A 16,809-nucleotide genomic window follows, 5' to 3' on the forward strand; every position below is an offset into this window, starting at 1 on the left:
GCATGCGTGCCGCTAGGGGCGGCACGGGTGGGCGCAGCGGCACCCCGCTACGCCGGGCTGCGCACCCACCCGGCCCGGCCCCAACGCCGAGCACCACCAAGCCGACCCGGACCAGCCCGACTCAGGTGGTCGACCGCCTCCGCCGAGCCCCCGGCCGCCTCTCGCTGGGCCGAGTCACCGCATCCCCGGCCTCCACAGCCGCAGCCCTCCGCTTCGCACCGAAGTCGGCCAGCGCCTCGGCCAGCTTGTGCACGGACGGCTCGGGCGCCATCACGTCCACCCGCAGCCCATGCTCCTCGGCGGTCTTCGCCGTGGCCGGGCCGATACACGCGATCACGGTGACGTTGTGCGGCTTGCCGGCGATACCGACCAGGTTCCGCACGGTCGACGACGACGTGAACAGCACGGCGTCGAACCCGCCGCCCTTGATCGCCTCGCGCGTCTCCGCCGGCGGCGGCGAGGCCCGCACGGTCCGGTAGGCCGTGACGTCGTCGACCTCCCAGCCCAGCTCGATCAGCCCGGCGACCAGCGTCTCCGTGGCGATATCCGCACGCGGCAGGAACACCCGGTCGATCGGGTCGAAGACCGGGTCGTAGGGCGGCCAGTCCTCCAGCAGCCCGGCGGCGCTCTGCTCACCGCTCGGCACCAGGTCCGGCTTCACGCCGAAGGCGATCAGCGCCTTGGCGGTCTGCTCACCGACCGCCGCGACCTTGATCCCGGCGAAGGCCCGGGCGTCGAGCCCGTACTCCTCGAACTTCTCCCGCACGGCCTTGACCGCGTTCACCGAGGTGAAGGCGATCCACTCGTAGCGGCCCGTCACGAGCCCCTTGACCGCCCGCTCCATCTGCTGGGGCGTGCGCGGCGGCTCCACGGCGATGGTCGGCACCTCGTGCGGTACGGCCCCGTACGAGCGCAACTGGTCGGAGAGCGACGCCGCCTGCTCCTTGGTGCGCGGCACGAGGACCTTCCAGCCGAACATCGGCTTGGACTCGAACCACGCGAGCTGGTCGCGCTGGGCGGCGGCGGAACGATCACCGACCACGGCTATCACCGGCCGGCCGCCGTCGGGCGAGGGCAGCACCTTCGCCTGCTTCAGCGTCTGCGCGATCGTGCCGAGCGTGGCGGTCCAGGTCCGCTGCCGGGTGGTCGTACCGGCGACGGTGACCGTCATCGGGGTGTCCGGCTTGCGGCCCGCGGAGACCAGCTCGCCGGCCGCCGCGGCGACGGAGTCCAGCGAGGTGGACACGACCACCGTGCCGTCCGACGCCCCGACCTCCGTCCAGCACCGGTCCGACGCCGTCCGCGCGTCCACGAACCGCACGTCCGCGCCCTGCGCGTCACGCAGCGGCACACCGGCGTACGCGGGCACACCGACGGCGCTCGCGATACCGGGGACGACCTCGAAGGGCACCCCGGCGGCGGCGCACGCCAGCATCTCCTCGGCGGCGTACGTGTCGAGGCCCGGGTCACCGGACACCGCACGCACGACCCGCCTGCCGCCCCGCGCGGCCTCCATGACAAGATGTGCGGCATCCCGCACCGCGGGGACTGCCGCGGTGGTTGACGTGCCGTCAACTACCGTCAGCTGGGGCGTTCCTGTGCCCGGAGCCGGCTCCTGGGAAGGATCCGAATCCGTGTGCACTTCGGAGACGCCCTGCCTGGCGTGCTGACGTACGACGTCGAGCACCTCGTGCTCGGCGACGAGAACGTCCGCGCTCGCCAGCGCCTCTACGGCGCGCAGAGTTAGCAGTCCCGGATCTCCGGGTCCGGCACCCAGGAAGGTGACGTGCCCGTGTTCAGGACCGGCGGAAAGGGTGGTGGGGCTCAATGTGCTCGCTCCCCCATCAGACCGGCCGCGCCCTGGGCGAGCATCTCGGCCGCGAGTTCGCGACCGAGCGCCATTGCCCCGTCGTACGTCTCGGGCACGGGACCGGTGGTGGACAGCTGCACCATGCGCGTGCCGTCGGTCGTACCGACGACGGCGCGCAGGCGCATTTCCTTGACAATCTGCCCGTCGGCCAGCAAGTCGGCCAAAGCGCCCACGGGAGCGCTGCAGCCGGCCTCCAGGGCGGCGAGCAGTGACCGCTCGGCCGTCACGGCGACCCGCGTGAACGGGTCGTCGAGCTCGGCGAGCGCGGCGACGAGGTCCGCGTTTTCCGCGGCACACTCGATCGCCAGTGCCCCCTGGCCGGGGGCGGGCAAAACCGTGTCGACCGACAGGAAGTCGGTCACTTCGTCGCCGCGGCCGATCCGGTTCAGTCCGGCGGCGGCCAGCACGACGGCGTCGAGCTCACCGCCCCGCACGTATCCGATCCGGGTGTCGACGTTGCCGCGGATCGGGACGGTCGCTATGTCCAGTCCGTGGCTGCGGGCGTACGAGTTGAGCTGGGCCATGCGGCGCGGCGAACCGGTGCCGATGCGGGCCCCGCTCGGCAGGTCGGTGAACTTCAGCGCGTCCCGGGCGACGATCACGTCCCGCGGGTCCTCCCGCACGGGTACGGCCGCCACGACCAGGTCGTCGGGCTGCGCGGTCGGCAGGTCCTTCAGCGAGTGCACCGCGAAGTCGACCTCGCCCTTGAGCAGCGCGTCGCGCAGGGCGGTGACGAAGACGCCGGTGCCGCCGATCTGGGCGAGCTGCTCGCGCGAGGTGTCTCCGTACGTGGTGATCTCGACGAGCTCCACGGGCCGCCCGGTCACCCGGGTCACCGCCTCGGCCACCTGCCCGGACTGGGCCATGGCGAGCCTGCTGCGGCGGGTACCGAGCCGCAGTGCCCCTGTTTCGTTCGCTCCCCGCGTGTCGTTCATGCCGACCCTCGGTTCTTCTCGGTAGTGCTGTCCTCGGCGCGGGAGACGGCGGCCACCGTCTCGGGGTCGAGGTCGAACAGGGTCCGCAGCGCGTCCGCGTACCCGGCGCCGCCGGGCTCGGCCGCGAGCTGCTTGACCCGTACGGTCGGCGCGTGCAGCAGTTTGTCGACCACGCGCCGCACGGTCTGGGTGATCTCCGCGCGGTGCTTGTCGTCGAGGCCGGGCAGCCGTCCGTCCAGCCGGGCGATCTCGCCTGCCACCACATCGGCGGCCATGGTGCGCAGGGCGACCACGGTCGGCGTGATGTGCGCGGCCCGCAGTGCCGCCCCGAAGGCCGCGACCTCGTCGGAGACGATACGCCGGACCTGGTCCACATCGGCAGCCATCGGAGCGCCCGCGGAGGCTTCCGCCAGCGACTCGATGTCCACCAGCCGCACCCCGGCCAGCCGGTGCACGGCCGCGTCTATGTCGCGCGGCATCGCCAGGTCGAGCAGGAAGAGCACGGGCTGCGGGCGCGGCGGCTCCTCGACGGGCTCGGGCCTGCGCCGCTCGGGGATCCGGCCGACGGCGGCCGCGGTCGCGGCGAGCGCGGCGATGGCGTCGGCGTCCGGGGCGGGGTCGAGCGGGTCGATCGTCCCCGGCCGGGCGCCCGCCGTGCGCTGGGCGCCGCCGCCCACCGCGCCGTTGTCCACCCAGGCCGCGTGCTGTTCGAGATCGGCGGCGGCCATCCCGGCCACGGCCGCCTCGCCGAGTACGGAGAATCCGGCGGTGCTCTGCACGGAGGTCAGGTCGAGCGGACAGCCGTCCTCGTTGCCGAGGCTGGTGGCCGGCAGATTGCCCCGCTGTCCGTCGGGCCCCGCGGTACGGCCCGGCTCCGCGCCGTCGGCCTGCTCCCACAGCACGGCCGTACGGCCCTCCGCCGCGGCGGCGACCGCCTCGGCCGTCAGGACGAGGCCGGTCGCGCCGGTACAGGAGACGGCTACGTCGGCACGTGTCAGCTCGGCCGGCACCGATTCCATCGGGACCGCGCGGGCCGCCACGTCCGTGTCGTCGCCCTCCATGAGGATCCGGGCCAGGCGCTCGGCCCGGTCGAAGGTCCGGTTGGCGACGACGACCTCGGCGACTCCGGCGCGCGCGAGCGTCGCCGCCGCCAGGGAGGACATCGATCCGGCCCCGATGACCAGGGCCGTCTTGCCCCGGGCCCATTCCTGTATGTCGCCGCCCTGCGCGAGCTGCTCCAGGCCGAAGGTGACCAGGGACTGCCCCGCGCGGTCGATGCCGGTCTCGGAGTGGGCCCGCTTGCCGACCCTGAGGGCCTGCTGGAACAGGTCGTTCAGCAGCCGGCCCGCGGAGTGCAGGTCCTGCGCCCGGGCCAGGGAGTCCTTGATCTGGCCGAGGATCTGTCCCTCGCCGACGACCATCGAGTCCAGCCCGCAGGCCACCGAGAACAGGTGGTGGACGGCCCGGTCCTCGTAGTGCACGTAGAGATAGGGGGTGAGCTCCTCCAGGCCGACCCCGCTGTGCTGGGCGAGGAGCGTGGACAGCTCGGCGACACCGGCGTGGAACTTGTCCACGTCGGCGTAGAGCTCGATGCGGTTGCAGGTGGCGAGCACCGCGGCCTCGGTGGCCGGTTCGGCGGCGACCGTGTCCTGGAGCAGCTTGACCTGCGCGTCCGCGTTCAGCGAGGCCCGCTCCAGGACGCTGACCGGGGCGCTGCGGTGGCTGAGTCCGACGACGAGAAGGCTCATGCGGGCATCACGGCGGGCATGTCCCCGTCAGGCCCCTGGTCGGCGGACTGGTTACGGGCGGCGACGGCCGGGGCACCCCCGTCGGAGGCGGCGGCCTCCTCGCCGGCCTTGCGCTGCTCGTGGAAGGCGAGGATCTGCAGCTCGATGGAGAGATCGACCTTGCGCACGTCGACCCCGTCCGGGACGGACAGCACGGTCGGCGCGAAGTTCAGGATGGAGGTGACACCGGCGGCCACGAGCCGCTCGCAGACGGCCTGGGCGGCACCGGCGGGGGTGGCGATGACACCGATCGACACGCCGTTGTCCTGGATGATCTTCTCCAGGTCGTCGGAGTGCTGCACGGGGATCCCGGCGACGGGCTTTCCGGCCATGGCCGGGTCGGCGTCGATGAGCGCGGCGACCCGGAAACCGCGGGAGGCGAAACCGCCGTAGTTGGCGAGCGCGGCGCCGAGGTTACCGATACCGACGATCACAACCGGCCAGTCCTGGGTGAGGCCCAGTTCACGGGAGATCTGGTAGACGAGATACTCGACGTCGTAGCCGACACCCCTGGTCCCGTAGGAGCCGAGGTAGGAGAAGTCCTTGCGCAGCTTCGCGGAATTGACCCCCGCGGCGGCCGCGAGCTCCTCGGAGGAGACCGTGGGTACCGAGCGCTCCGACAGCGCGGTCAGAGCGCGGAGATACAGCGGAAGCCGGGCGACGGTGGCCTCGGGAATCCCTCGGCTGCGGGTCGCCGGTCGGTGAGTTCGGCCAGTTGCCACGGTGCTCCTGCGGGTAGAGCGGGGCTGTAGGCGGCCATACGTCCCTACATGACCGCCCCGTCGAAAGCAGGCTATGTCTTTGTGAACGCGTGCACAAAGATGGTGTCCGTTTTGCCCGCCCAACGTGACCGGGCTCACGCGCCCCCGGCGCACTCCCGGGGAACCGGCGCACAAGCACCGCCGCTCCTTCGCTTCAGGGGGCAAAACCGCACACTCTCCTCTGTGAATCCCGCCCCCGAGACCAGTCACCCTCGATCCTAAGCGACCCTTACGGCCGCTTTGGACTGCTCGGTCAGTCGCCTCGCGGCCGGGCTCAGTCGGTCAGGGCCTTGCGCAGACGCCCCTCGTTCACCCGCCAGAACGTGTGCTGCCTGCCGTCCACCAGCACGACCGGGATCTGTTCCCAGTACTGGTCGTGCAGTTCCGGGTCCTCGGTGATGTCCTTCTGCTCCCAGGACACTCCGAGATCACCGCACACCTTCTCCACAACGACCTGTGCGTCATCACACAGATGACACCCGGGCTTCCGGATCAGGGTGACAAGCCGGTCCCGAGGGGGCGTACGGCGAAAGAGGGGACTCATGTCGGCCATTGTCGCGCGCCCGCGACACGCCGGCCCCCGCTCTTCCAGCGGCATCTTTAACGACACGCTCGCCGAGAGTTCACAGGCTCCCAACCTCTCGACTCCGGAACCCCCGAACAAACTGGCTATGCTCACGCCATGGCCGCTCTCGGATGGCTCACTCCCCGTAGGCGCTCCGCCACGGCGCGGAGCGTTTTGGCAGGCGAGGCCTCGGCGGAGGCAGCCCGCAAATCCACGCAGGAAGCTTCCGGCACGACCGAGGAACCGCAGTTCCCGGTCCACGGCGACGACCGGGCCGCCGCCTTCTTCGACCTGGACAACACCGTCATGCAGGGCGCCGCGCTCTTCCACTTCGGCCGGGGCCTGTACAAGCGGAAGTTCTTCGAGACCCGCGACCTCGCGAAGTTCGCCTGGCAGCAGGCCTGGTTCCGGCTGGCCGGGGTCGAGGACCCCGAGCACATGCAGGAGGCCCGCGACTCCGCCCTGTCGATCGTCAAGGGCCACCGCGTCGCCGAACTCCAGTCGATCGGCGAGGAGATCTACGACGAGTACATGGCCGAGCGCATCTGGCCCGGTACCCGCGCCCTCGCCGAGGCCCACCTGGACGCGGGCCAGAAGGTCTGGCTGGTGACGGCGGCCCCCGTCGAGATCGCCCAGGTCATCGCCCGCCGTCTGGGCCTGACCGGCGCCCTGGGCACGGTCGCCGAGTCGGTCGACGGCGTCTACACGGGCAAGCTCGTCGGCGAACCGCTGCACGGCCCCGCGAAGGCCGAGGCGGTCCGCGCCCTGGCCGCGGCGGAGGGCCTGGACCTGACCCGCTGCGCCGCCTACAGCGACTCGCACAACGACATCCCGATGCTGTCCCTGGTCGGCCACCCCTACGCCATCAACCCGGACTCCAAGCTGCGCAGGCACGCCCGCGAGCTGGACTGGCGTCTGCGCGACTACCGCACGGGCCGCAAGGCGGCCAAGGTCGGCATCCCCGCGGCGGCCGGCGTGGGAGCCGTGGCGGGCGGCACGGCGGCCGCGATCGCCCTGCACCGCCGCCGTCGCTGACGACCCGATCAATCCGGGACACCATCGTTTGCGGGATGACAACGCCCGTAAATCCAACTGGCGTACCCCCAAAACCTCGTATCCAGTCCTCTTGGCTGGACACGGCCACAACACGCCCTGGACTCAGCCGCAATCCGAACCCTTCCGATCAACAACTGTTCACAACCCGGCACTTGATCCGGCGTCAATCGGTTACGGAAGCGACGTAATCGATGATTTGAGCAACTCGGTGTAGCAGAGCCTGCACGAAGCGTTATTCTCCTCAGACGCAAACCGGTACCCCTCCGTCGCTACGACGGGTGAAAGGTCCCGCACTGCACGTGATGGAAGCTCTGCCTCTGGGAGTCCCGTGTACCCACACGTCGGGGTTGACGCCTCGGGCCTGGCTACGCTGCGCGCAACGGTCCTCGACCTGCTGCGTGGCCTCGTCCCCACCGCGTACACCGTCCCCGCATTCGCCGCCGCAGCACCCGCAGGCCCTTGCTACGCACTGGCCGACGGCAGCGCCGCGGTCGGCAGACGCGGGCGCCCGTCCGGCGGAGCCACCGCCCGGCGGCCCGCGGCGGACAGCGACAGCGCCCGCATGATGGACCTCGTGGAGCGCGCCCAGGCCGGCGAGGCCGACGCCTTCGGCCGTCTCTACGACCAGTACAGCGACACCGTGTACCGGTACATCTACTACCGGGTCGGAGGAAAGGCGACCGCCGAGGACCTCACGAGTGAGACCTTTCTGCGGGCCCTGCGCCGCATCGGCACGTTCACCTGGCAGGGCCGCGACTTCGGCGCCTGGCTGGTCACCATCGCCCGCAACCTCGTCGCGGACCACTTCAAGTCCAGCCGCTTCCGCCTCGAGGTCACCACCGGCGAGATGCTCGACGCCAACGAGGTCGAGCGCTCCCCCGAGGACTCCGTCCTGGAGTCCCTCTCCAACGCCGCCCTGCTCGACGCCGTCCGGCGGCTCAACCCCCAGCAGCAGGAGTGCGTGACGCTCCGCTTCCTCCAGGGCCTCTCCGTCGCCGAGACCGCCCGTGTGATGGGCAAGAACGAGGGCGCCATCAAGACCCTCCAGTACCGGGCCGTCCGCACCCTCGCCCGGCTCCTCCCGGAAGACGCCCGCTGACCGGACCGCACGCTCGGCGACAACCAACTCACGTTCCGTGACAGTCCGTTGGCTTCGGCATCCGATCGGCCGGGGTCCGTAACCCAAGTGCCGCGCCGCTCGTTGTGAGGGATGCAGGCTCCCTGTGGTCACCCCCTGGCCGACCCCGATCACTCGATCGTGTGGTTGTCATCAGGGTGTGCAACCCTCAGGACCCCCTGGGGAGTCGACCGTCATGACGAGAGGAGGTGCCGCCTGTGATCGCGAACGTATCGGCACACCGGCGGGCGAACGCCTTCGCCCAGGCCCTGGAGGAGCAGTCCGAGCAGGGCCCGGCGGCCGAGCAGTCCGAAGGTTCGGCACCAGCCACGGCACCCGCGGAACAGACCGAACCGGCACGCCTGACGGCGATCGCCTCCGGTCTCGACGCGCTGCCCAAGCCGGAGCTCGACCCGGAGGTCAAGGTCGTCCAGCGGGCCCAGCTGGTGGCCGCGTTCGAGGCCATGCTCCAGGAGGGCACCGCGGGCGGCGGGGCGACGGACCGAGCGGTCCCCGGACAGCGCTCCCGCGGCGCTCACCGCGCCGGCTCACTGAAGAAAATCCGCCCGCGTTCCCGGCTCGCCAAGGGCCTCACCGCGGGCGGACTCAGTGTCGGCGTGGCCGCGAGCGCCTTCGGCGGAGTCTCCGCCGCCAGCTCCGACGCCCTGCCCGGCGATTCGCTCTACGGCCTCAAGCGCGGCATCGAGGACGTGAAACTCGGCCTCGCCGACAGCGCCGACGAGCGCGGCCGGGTCTACCTCGACCACGCCTCCACCCGGCTCGGCGAAGCCCGGCGCCTGATGGAGCGCGGCCGCAGCGGCCCCCTGGACCACGAGTCCCTCGGCGAGGTCCGCCGCGCCCTGTCCGGCATGCGGCACGACGCCGCGGAAGGCCACCGGCTGCTGAGCGAGGCCTACGCGCACGACCCGGACTCCCTGGGCCCCATCCAGGCCCTGTCGGCGTTCTCCCGCTCCCACCGCGAGGCCTGGGGCGAACTGCGCCAAAAGCTCCCGGTCCAGCTCGGGGACGTGAGCGAGCAGGTGACGTCGGTGTTCGACGCCATAGAGGAGGACGTCGCCCCGCTGCGCTCCCTGCTCCCCGAGCCCCCGGCGAAGAACGGCGGCGGAGGCAAGCACCGGGGCGCCTCCGAGGAGGCCTCCACCGGCTCCTCCCCCACCGACCGGTCGGCCCAGCCCGGCAAGAGCGGCGGAGGGCGCACCGACAAGAGCGGCACCGGCAAGAGCAGCGGCAGCCCCAGCCGCTCGGCCGACTCCGGCAGCGAAAGCGACGGCCTGCTCGGCGGCAGCACCGGCGGCCTGCTCGACCCGCCGAAGGACAGCGAGGCGAGCACCTCACCGTCCGCCGAGGGCACCCCGGCCGTCCCCAAGCCGGACGTCACACTCCCACCGCTCCTGCCCGGCCTCCTGCCCGGCCTGGGCATCGACGGCGAGGACGCACGCTAGACGACGCTGGGCGCCCCTGTACGGGGCGCCCAGCGTCGTACGCGAAGCATCAGAAGAAGACCGACCGCCGCTGCACCAAGAGCTTGGCCCCTCCTGTCCGCTGCGAGCGACCGACGCCCCCTCGCCGTACCTGGGCAGGCTCAGAAGAAGACCGACCGCCGCTGCACCAGAAGCTTGTACAGCGTGTGCTGGATCTGCTCCCTGACCTGATCGGTCAGGTTGAACATCAGCATCGGGTCCTCGGCGGCCTCCGGCGGATAGCCGTCCGTGGGGATCGGCTCGCCGAACTGGATCGTCCACTTGGTCGGCAGCGGAATCGCGCCCAGCGGTCCGAGCCAGGGGAACGTGGGCGTGACCGGGAAGTACGGAAAGCCCAGCAGACGCGCGACCGTCTTGGCGTTGCCGATCATCGGGTAGATCTCCTCGGCCCCGACGATCGAGCAGGGCACGATCGGCGTCCCGGCGCGCAGAGCCGTCGAGACGAAACCCCCGCGGCCGAAGCGCTGCAGCTTGTACCGGTCCGCGAAGGGCTTGCCGAGGCCCTTGAAGCCCTCCGGCATCACCCCGACCAGTTCGCCCTGCTCCAGCAGCCGCGCCGCGTCCTCGGCACAGGCCAGGGTGTGACCGAGCTTGCGGGCCAGTTCGTTGACCACCGGCAGCATGAACACCAGGTCGGCGGCGAGCAGGCGCAGATGCCGTCCCGCCGGATGGTTGTCGTGCACGGCGACCTGCATCATCAGGCCGTCCATCGGCAGCGTGCCCGAATGGTTCGCGACGATCAACGCCCCGCCCTCGGACGGGATGTTCTCTATGCCCTTCACCTCGACCCGGAAGTACGTGTCGTACAACGGGCGCAGCAGGGACATCAGGACCTGGTCGGTGAGCTCCTCGTCGTAGCCGAAGTCGTCGACCTCGTAATCCCCGGTGAGGCGCCGGCGCAGGAACGCGAGCCCGCCCGCGATCCGGCGTTCCAGACCGCCGGAGCCGTCCTGGGACCGCTCCGGCGGCTGCTCCTCAGAAGTCACAGGAACATCATCCTGCGGAACAGCCCTGGTGGGCAGGGGCTGCACCTCACGGACCGGCGCCGACTCCGTGCCCGAGCGGCGGTTGCCCGCGCTCCGGCGCCGCTGGGGGCGCTGCACGGCGCTTCCGCGGGACCGGTCGTCGTCGAACGGAATGACCTTGGCATCCGCCATCGTTGATGCGCTCCTCAGTTGGCGCTCTGCGTCGGGGGGTGGCCGTCGCCCGCAAGGGGCAGTGCGGCGATCCGGTCGACGGCCCCCGCGAGGGCCTCCGGCGGAAGAAGTCCGGGGCCCTGGCTTCGGGCGAAGTCCGCGAACGTTTCCGCGGTCGTGTATTTGGGCTGGAATCCCAGCGTTTCGCGCATCTGGCCCGTGGCGACGACCCGGCCGTGGGTGAGCAGCCGGATCTGCTCGGGCGAGAAGTCCGTCATCCCCAGCGTACGCACCAGCGAGCCCGCCCAGGTGACCGCCGGGAGCGGCAGGGGCACGGTGGGGCGGCCAAGGCGCCGGGAGCACTGGGAGAGCAGCAGAACGCCGTCACCGGCGATGTTGAAGGTGCCGCTGTTGAGCGTGCCCCGCCGGGGCTCGTGGGAGGCGATACGCAGCACCTCGATCACATCGTCCTCGTGCACGAACTGCAGCCGGGGGTCGTAGCCGAACACCGTCGGCAGGACCGGCAGCGCGAAGTACGAGGCGAGCGGGGTGTCCGCGGTCGGGCCCAGGATGTTGGCGAACCGCGGCACGCACACGGCCACGTCGGGCCGCCGGCGCGCGAAGCCGCGGACATAGCCCTCGACCTCCACCGTGTCCTTGGCGAAGCCGCCGCTGGGCAGGGACTTGGGCGGGGTCGTCTCGGTGAAGACGGCCGGGTCGCGGGGCGCGGAGCCGTAGACGTTGGTGCTGGACTTCACGACCAGCCGCTGCACGGTCGGTGATTTCTGGCAGGCACCGAGCAGCTGCATGGTGCCGATGACGTTGGTCTCCTTTAGGGAGGCCCGGTTGCCGCTGCCCAGCGGTGTGCCCGTCACGTCCAGGTGGACGATCGTGTCGGCGGCCGTCTCGGCGAGCACCCGCGCGATCGTGGGCTGCCGGATGTCGGCCTGGACGAAGTCCGCGCCGCCCAGATGGTGCTCGGGCGGCACCGCGTCCACCGCGATCACCCGGTCCACCTCGGGGTCACGCTGGATCCGCCTCACGAACCGGCCCCCCAGCTGGCGGGCCACTCCGGTCACGAGCACGACCTTGCCCAAGATCAGCGCCTTCCTTCCACAACCTCTTGTCCCCGCCGCGTTCCCCCGTGGGGCCAACTTAGCGGTTCGGTGTTGCGCTGTGATGACCGCCCGATGCGCGAAGTGACCAGAACACCTACGGGAAGCGGCCGGACCTGCGTGGCGATACACGTGTGGCCCCCCACCCGTGGGTGGGGGGCCACAACGACGCTCTCGCGGCGTCGGCGTCGCGAACTTACTTCTTGTTGCGACGCTGAACGCGCGTGCGCTTGAGCAGCTTGCGGTGCTTCTTCTTGGCCATCCGCTTGCGCCGCTTCTTGATAACAGAGCCCACGACTACCCTCGCTCACTTCTCATCACTCGGTGCTGGGCGCCATGGGCCCATACGACCTACGAGGGGCTAGCCTACCCGCCCGAGCGCTGAGGTCGTAATCGAGGGGGCCAGGGTGATCCCGAGTGCCCTGTGAGGGACCACCCCGCCCCAGCCGTCAGGCGGTTTCCACCCCCACATAGCTCTCGCGGAGGTACTCGTGAACCGCTTGCTCCGGGACGCGGAAAGACCGCCCCACACGGATAGCGGGCAGATGACCGCTGTGCACCAGCCGGTACACGGTCATCTTCGACACTCGCATCACCGAGGCGACTTCCGCCACGGTAAGGAACTGAACCTCGTTCAGAGGCCTCTCGCCAGCTGCAGCCATGACACACCTGAACCTTCCGCACTCGACGGCCACCGGCTTCCCCTTCCGGTGACTCTTCGTCGCTGCGTGCTCACTCCCCAATGTAGGGGCCAGTGATGCGAGTGGGGAAGAGGTGCACCCATCAACGGCCTACTGTGACAGACACGCCCGATTGAGTACGTAGCGGGTAAGCGGCAGGTAGTAATCAGATCGCACGCCGTCATCAAGTGGAACGACGACGGACACATGCCCCTCCGCCTGCCCGACGAACGGGGCGGGGTCGTCCGTATCGGCCGGCCCGATGGCCTCGAACCCCAGCTGACCTGCTCCGCAGACCCACCCATGGTCCCCGATCACCAGCTCGGGAAGCGGCCCGCCGGCCTCCGCCGCGGCGGCCAGCGCGATACGAACCGGGAGCGGGGAGTGCGTATGTGCGCCGGGCTCACAACCGGGGCGTTCCGCCTCGGGCGCCCGCACCAGCGCGACTCCTCGTACGTAGTCGAGGTTGTACGTGCGTAGGCCGAACCGGGTCGTTATGTCGACACAGCGACCCTGCGCGGGGGTGAGAACCGCACATCCAGCCGCCGACAGCGCGTCTGCCAGAGCGGCGTAGAAGCCGAGCAGCCGATGCGGGTGCCCGGTACCGAGAAGCACCGGAGCACCCCGCCGGGCGGCATCGGCGAGACGGTCCGCGAAGGCGTCCAGCGCGGCCACCGTCCGCAGCGGATCGATCACGTCCTGGCCGAAAGTCCGTCGAGAATCGGCCGAAACCCCGCACCGGTCCGCCATCAGCTCAAGCAATTCCCGCTGCTTCCAAGGCCCTTCGGGATCGATGCCGAGCAGCACCCGGGGGTCCCGGGCGGCGAAGAGCCGGTAGCTGCGCAGGCTCTCCTCACGCGATGTGGCCACGGTACCGGCGAGGCGCGCACCCACCAGGTGCGTACGCAGGACTTCGGGGGTCAGCACGAGAAGATCGTCCGCGACCGGGTCCTCACCTGTCCCGGGAACCGGCGAACACCGCTCGGTCGGCCTACCGGGCCCACCCCGCCCACCAGGGGCGCCTCACCCCGGCAGCAGCCCCCGCAGCGGGAACACCGCCCGCCGGGCCGCCAGCACCGCCTGGTCCAGCCGGTCCGCCGGGTCGTACCCCGCCTCCCAGCCGGTCCACTCCACGGGCCAGCGCCCGTCCGTCATCCGCGCCGGGGCCAACTGCCGTGTCCGCGCGAACACTTCCTGCCGCCACCCCTCGGGGATCACCGCCTCGGGCTCGACCTCCCGGTGCGCCGCGATGGCGACCAGATGCGTCCACGACCTCGGTACGACGTCCACCACCGCGTAGCCACCCCCGCCCAGGGCCACCCACCGGCCGTCGGCGTACTCGTGCGCCAGGTCGTGACAGGCCACCTGCACGGCCCGCTGCGCGTCCAGCGACACGGCCAGATGCGCGAGCGGATCCTCGAAGTGCGTATCGGCCCCGTGCTGTGTCACCAGCACCTGCGGCCGGAAGTCGGCGATCAGCTCCGGCACCACGGAATGGAACGCCCGCAGCCACCCGGCGTCCCCGGTCCCGGCCGGCAGCGCCACATTCACCGCCGAGCCCTCCGCGGAGTCCGCCCCGGTCTCCTCCGGCCACCCGGTCTGCGGGAACAGCGTCCTCGGATGCTCGTGCAGCGAGATCGTCAGCACCCGCGGGTCGTCCCAGAACGCCGCCTGGACCCCGTCCCCGTGATGCACGTCGACGTCGATGTAGGCGACCCGCTCGGCCCCGAGCTCCAGCAGCCGGGCGATCGCCAGCGACGCGTCGTTGTAGATACAGAACCCGGACGCACCACCGGGCATCGCGTGATGCAGCCCGCCCGCGAAGTTCACCGCGTGCGGCGTCTCCCCACGCCACACGGCCTCCGCCGCCCCCACCGACTGCCCGGCGATCAGCGCCGACACCTCGTGCATCCCCGCGAAGGCCGGATCGTCCATCGTCCCCAGCCCGTACGACTGGTCCGCCGCGCCCGGATCGGCCGACGCGGCCTTCACCGCCTCGATGTAGTCCTCCCGGTGGACGAGCCGCAGCGTCGACTCCCCGGCCGCCTTCGCGGCGACCACCTCCACCTCACGGTCCAGCCCGAAGGCGTCGACCAGTCTCCGGGTCAGCGCGAGCCGGACCGGGTCCATCGGATGCCCGGGACCGAAGTCATAGCCCGTTACTGCCTCGTCCCACATCAGCTGTGCGCGGCCGCTCATGACCGCCACCGTATCGGTCCGGTTGAGCGGCGAACGACCGGGCGTACACCAGCGTCACCAGCACCAACACCATCGGCACGAGCATGGCCCCGCGGTAACTCCACAGATCCCCGAGCGCACCCACCAACGGCGAACCGATCAAGAACCCCACATAGTTGAAGACATTCAGCCGGGCGACGGCCGCGTCCGAAGCCCCCGGGAACAACCGGCCGGCCGCCGCGAACGTCTGCGGCACCAGCACACACAACCCCAGCCCCAGCAGCGTGAACCCCAGCATCCCGACCCACGCCCCGGGCGCCCCCGCCACCACGGCGAACCCACCCGCCGCGACCAGCGCCCCGGCCCGCACCACAGCCACGGCCCCGAACCGCCGCACGCCGAAGTCCCCCAACGTCCGCCCCAGCAGCGTGGTGACCATGTACACGTTGTACGGCACCGTCGCCATCTGCTCCGAGCTGCCGAGCACGTCCTGCAGATACTTCGCACTCCAGTTGGAGACCGTCGAGTCCCCGATGTACGCGACGGTCATCACCAGACACAGCGGCAACAGCAACTTGAACGCGAGGCCCTGCCCCTCGCCCGCCTTCTCCCCGACCCCGGACTCCGCCACCTGGCCCGCATCGCCGCCGTCGACATACCACCGGCTCCCCACCAGCACAGCCGGCAACAGCACCACCACGACCGGCAGATACGACACCCACAACGCCAGATCCCAGTGCGCCCCCACCCACGCCAGCGAGGCCCCCACGATCCCGCCCAGGCTGTAGACCGCGTGAAAACTGAGCATGATGCTGCGCCCGTACGACCGCTGCAGGCTCACCCCGAGCATGTTCATCGACGCGTCCAGCACCCCGACGGCGAGCCCGAACGCCGCGAGCGCGACTCCCAGCTCCACCATCCGCTCCCCGGCCCCGACCCCGAGCAACGCCAGCAGCACCACGGGCTGGGACCACCGCAGCAGCCGGCTCGGCGGCACCCGCTTCACCAGCCGCTCGGTGCTGACGCTCCCGACCCCGGCGAGGATCGGCACGGCGGCCAGGAAGGCGGGCAGCAACGCGTCGGAAACCCCGTACCGGTCCTGGATGGCCGGGATCCGCGTCACGAGCAGAGCGAAGGCGACCCCCTGCACCAAGAAGCTGAACGCCAAAGAGCCCCTGCCGCGCCGCAGCACATCAGTCATGGCGGCGAGCGTAGGGCCCCGGCTTACCCGTGGGTAGATCCAGCCAAAGATGAATTTGCCTCATCTTCCGCGGGGTCACACCAGCAGATCGGCCAGCTCCCCCATGTCGGAGAAGAGCCGGGTGGCGCCGGCGAGCTTCTCGGGCGGTGTCATGGCGGTGAATCCGTACACGTCCATCCCGGCCGCGACCGCCGCCCGCACCCCCAGCGGACTGTCCTCGACGACGACACACCGCTCCGGCGCGACCCCCATCCGCTCGGCGGCGTACAGAAACAGATCGGGAGCCGGCTTCCCCCGCCCGACGTCCTGCGAGCTGAAGATCCGCCCCTCGTCGAACCACTGGCTGAGCCCGGTCGTCCGATGCCCCACCCGAATCCGCTCATGGCTCCCGGACGAGGCCACGCAGTACGGCACCCCGTCCGCGGCGAGCTTCTCCAGAACACCGGAGGCCCCGGCCACAGCCACGAGCTCCTTCTCGAACGCCGCGAACACCCGCGCATGAAAGACGTCGTCGAAGCTCTCCGGCAGTCGTTGTCCCGTCCGTTCGAGAACCAGCTCATGAATCCGGTGCATCGCCGACCCCATGTAGTCCCGAATGGACTCCTCGTACGAGGTCGGATGCCCGAGCTCGGTGAGATACGCGGCCAGCAGCCGGTTGGAGATGGGCTCGCTGTCGACGAGGACACCGTCGTTGTCGAAGATCACGAGGTCGTAGTTCATATCCACGACCCTAAACGCAGAAAACCCCCGTATCCGAAGATACGGGGGTTTCCTTGAATGATTGTTCGGCGGCGTCCTACTCTCCCACAGGGTCCCCCCTGCAGTACCATCGGCGCTGAAAGGCTTAGCTTCCGGGTTCGGAATGTAACCGGGCGTTTCCCTAACGCTAAAACCACCGAAACACTA

General features: G+C 70.7%; 16 protein-coding genes and 1 rRNA gene. 3 read left to right on the forward strand and 14 right to left on the reverse strand.

Going from position 1 to position 16,809, the window contains the following annotated elements:
- Positions 1-121: 121 nt before the first annotated feature.
- The 5 genes from KJK29_RS15515 to KJK29_RS15535 form a co-directional block, all read right to left on the reverse strand.
- Complete coding sequence (locus KJK29_RS15515) at positions 122-1,828, reverse strand: bifunctional uroporphyrinogen-III C-methyltransferase/uroporphyrinogen-III synthase (protein ID WP_215119756.1); 1,707 nt, start codon at positions 1,826-1,828, stop codon at positions 122-124.
- Positions 1,825-2,805, reverse strand: coding sequence for a hydroxymethylbilane synthase (hemC, locus tag KJK29_RS15520; RefSeq protein ID WP_215119757.1), 981 nt, complete (start codon positions 2,803-2,805; stop codon positions 1,825-1,827). Before hemC ends, KJK29_RS15515 begins: the two co-directional genes overlap by 4 nt.
- A complete protein-coding gene (locus KJK29_RS15525) occupies positions 2,802-4,553 on the reverse strand; it encodes a glutamyl-tRNA reductase (protein WP_215119758.1) in 1,752 nt (583 codons plus the stop codon). Before KJK29_RS15525 ends, hemC begins: the two co-directional genes overlap by 4 nt.
- Complete coding sequence (locus KJK29_RS15530) at positions 4,550-5,314, reverse strand: redox-sensing transcriptional repressor Rex (RefSeq protein WP_215119759.1); 765 nt, start codon at positions 5,312-5,314, stop codon at positions 4,550-4,552. The genes KJK29_RS15525 and KJK29_RS15530 overlap by 4 nt, the downstream gene beginning before the upstream one ends.
- Positions 5,315-5,627: 313 nt before the next feature.
- The gene (locus tag KJK29_RS15535) at positions 5,628-5,897 is read right to left on the reverse strand and encodes a glutaredoxin family protein (protein WP_215119760.1); all 270 of its coding nucleotides are present in this window, start codon (positions 5,895-5,897) and stop codon (positions 5,628-5,630) included.
- A 138-nt stretch (positions 5,898-6,035) separates the two neighbouring features.
- Between KJK29_RS15535 and KJK29_RS15540 the strand changes: the two genes are divergently transcribed.
- The 3 genes from KJK29_RS15540 (at position 6,036) to KJK29_RS15550 (ending at position 9,554) form a co-directional block, all read left to right on the forward strand.
- Positions 6,036-6,953 (forward strand): HAD family hydrolase, encoded by a 918-nt coding sequence (locus tag KJK29_RS15540; protein WP_215119761.1) that lies wholly within the window; start codon positions 6,036-6,038, stop codon positions 6,951-6,953.
- Positions 6,954-7,302: 349 nt separating this feature from the next.
- Positions 7,303-8,073 (forward strand): ECF subfamily RNA polymerase sigma factor, BldN family, encoded by a 771-nt coding sequence (locus KJK29_RS15545; protein ID WP_215119762.1) that lies wholly within the window; start codon positions 7,303-7,305, stop codon positions 8,071-8,073.
- Between the two features lie 236 nt (positions 8,074-8,309).
- On the forward strand, positions 8,310-9,554 hold the full coding sequence (locus KJK29_RS15550; protein ID WP_215119763.1) for a DUF5667 domain-containing protein: 1,245 nt from the start codon (positions 8,310-8,312) through the stop codon (positions 9,552-9,554).
- Positions 9,555-9,694: 140 nt separating this feature from the next.
- Here the strand turns inward: KJK29_RS15550 and KJK29_RS15555 are convergent, their stop codons facing one another.
- From KJK29_RS15555 to rrf, 9 genes are all read right to left on the reverse strand, one after another.
- Complete coding sequence (locus KJK29_RS15555; protein WP_215119764.1) at positions 9,695-10,750, reverse strand: lysophospholipid acyltransferase family protein; 1,056 nt, start codon at positions 10,748-10,750, stop codon at positions 9,695-9,697.
- A 14-nt stretch (positions 10,751-10,764) separates the two neighbouring features.
- A complete protein-coding gene (locus KJK29_RS15560) occupies positions 10,765-11,826 on the reverse strand; it encodes an NAD-dependent epimerase/dehydratase family protein (RefSeq protein ID WP_215119765.1) in 1,062 nt (353 codons plus the stop codon).
- 214 nt (positions 11,827-12,040) lie between these two features.
- Positions 12,041-12,139, reverse strand: coding sequence for a 30S ribosomal protein bS22 (locus KJK29_RS15565; protein ID WP_003948845.1), 99 nt, complete (start codon positions 12,137-12,139; stop codon positions 12,041-12,043).
- Positions 12,140-12,293: 154 nt separating this feature from the next.
- Positions 12,294-12,506: a helix-turn-helix domain-containing protein gene (locus KJK29_RS15570; protein ID WP_004984898.1), complete on the reverse strand. Its 213-nt coding sequence runs from the start codon at positions 12,504-12,506 to the stop codon at positions 12,294-12,296.
- A 129-nt stretch (positions 12,507-12,635) separates the two neighbouring features.
- A complete protein-coding gene (locus tag KJK29_RS15575; protein WP_215119766.1) occupies positions 12,636-13,451 on the reverse strand; it encodes a phosphatase in 816 nt (271 codons plus the stop codon).
- A gap of 96 nt (positions 13,452-13,547) precedes the next feature.
- Positions 13,548-14,723, reverse strand: coding sequence for an acetoin utilization protein AcuC (locus KJK29_RS15580; RefSeq protein ID WP_215119767.1), 1,176 nt, complete (start codon positions 14,721-14,723; stop codon positions 13,548-13,550).
- Entirely contained in the window at positions 14,674-15,903 is a 1,230-nt protein-coding gene (locus KJK29_RS15585; RefSeq protein WP_215119768.1) for an MFS transporter, read from the reverse strand. The genes KJK29_RS15580 and KJK29_RS15585 overlap by 50 nt, the downstream gene beginning before the upstream one ends.
- 75 nt (positions 15,904-15,978) lie before the next feature.
- Positions 15,979-16,623 carry an HAD family hydrolase gene (locus tag KJK29_RS15590; protein ID WP_215119769.1) on the reverse strand — a complete coding sequence of 215 codons (645 nt, stop codon included), beginning with the start codon at positions 16,621-16,623 and terminating at the stop codon, positions 15,979-15,981.
- A 63-nt stretch (positions 16,624-16,686) separates the two neighbouring features.
- Positions 16,687-16,803, reverse strand: a 5S ribosomal RNA gene (gene rrf / locus KJK29_RS15595).
- Between the last annotated feature and the right edge of the window lie 6 nt (positions 16,804-16,809).

This window comes from Streptomyces koelreuteriae (genome assembly GCF_018604545.1).
Lineage (GTDB): Bacteria > Actinomycetota > Actinomycetes > Streptomycetales > Streptomycetaceae > Streptomyces > Streptomyces koelreuteriae.

Excerpts from the sequence above, each read along its gene's own strand:
- KJK29_RS15555 (WP_215119764.1), bottom strand. The coding sequence starts at position 10,750 with ATGGCGGATGCCAAGGTCATTCCGTTCGACGACGACCGGTCCCGCGGA.
- KJK29_RS15535 (WP_215119760.1), bottom strand. The coding sequence starts at position 5,897 with ATGAGTCCCCTCTTTCGCCGTACGCCCCCTCGGGACCGGCTTGTCACC.
- KJK29_RS15580 (WP_215119767.1), bottom strand. The coding sequence starts at position 14,723 with ATGAGCGGCCGCGCACAGCTGATGTGGGACGAGGCAGTAACGGGCTAT.
- KJK29_RS15540 (WP_215119761.1), top strand. The coding sequence starts at position 6,036 with ATGGCCGCTCTCGGATGGCTCACTCCCCGTAGGCGCTCCGCCACGGCG.
- KJK29_RS15525 (WP_215119758.1), bottom strand. The coding sequence starts at position 4,553 with ATGAGCCTTCTCGTCGTCGGACTCAGCCACCGCAGCGCCCCGGTCAGC.
- hemC (WP_215119757.1), bottom strand. The coding sequence starts at position 2,805 with ATGAACGACACGCGGGGAGCGAACGAAACAGGGGCACTGCGGCTCGGT.
- KJK29_RS15585 (WP_215119768.1), bottom strand. The coding sequence starts at position 15,903 with ATGACTGATGTGCTGCGGCGCGGCAGGGGCTCTTTGGCGTTCAGCTTC.
- KJK29_RS15570 (WP_004984898.1), bottom strand. The coding sequence starts at position 12,506 with ATGGCTGCAGCTGGCGAGAGGCCTCTGAACGAGGTTCAGTTCCTTACC.
- KJK29_RS15590 (WP_215119769.1), bottom strand. The coding sequence starts at position 16,623 with ATGAACTACGACCTCGTGATCTTCGACAACGACGGTGTCCTCGTCGAC.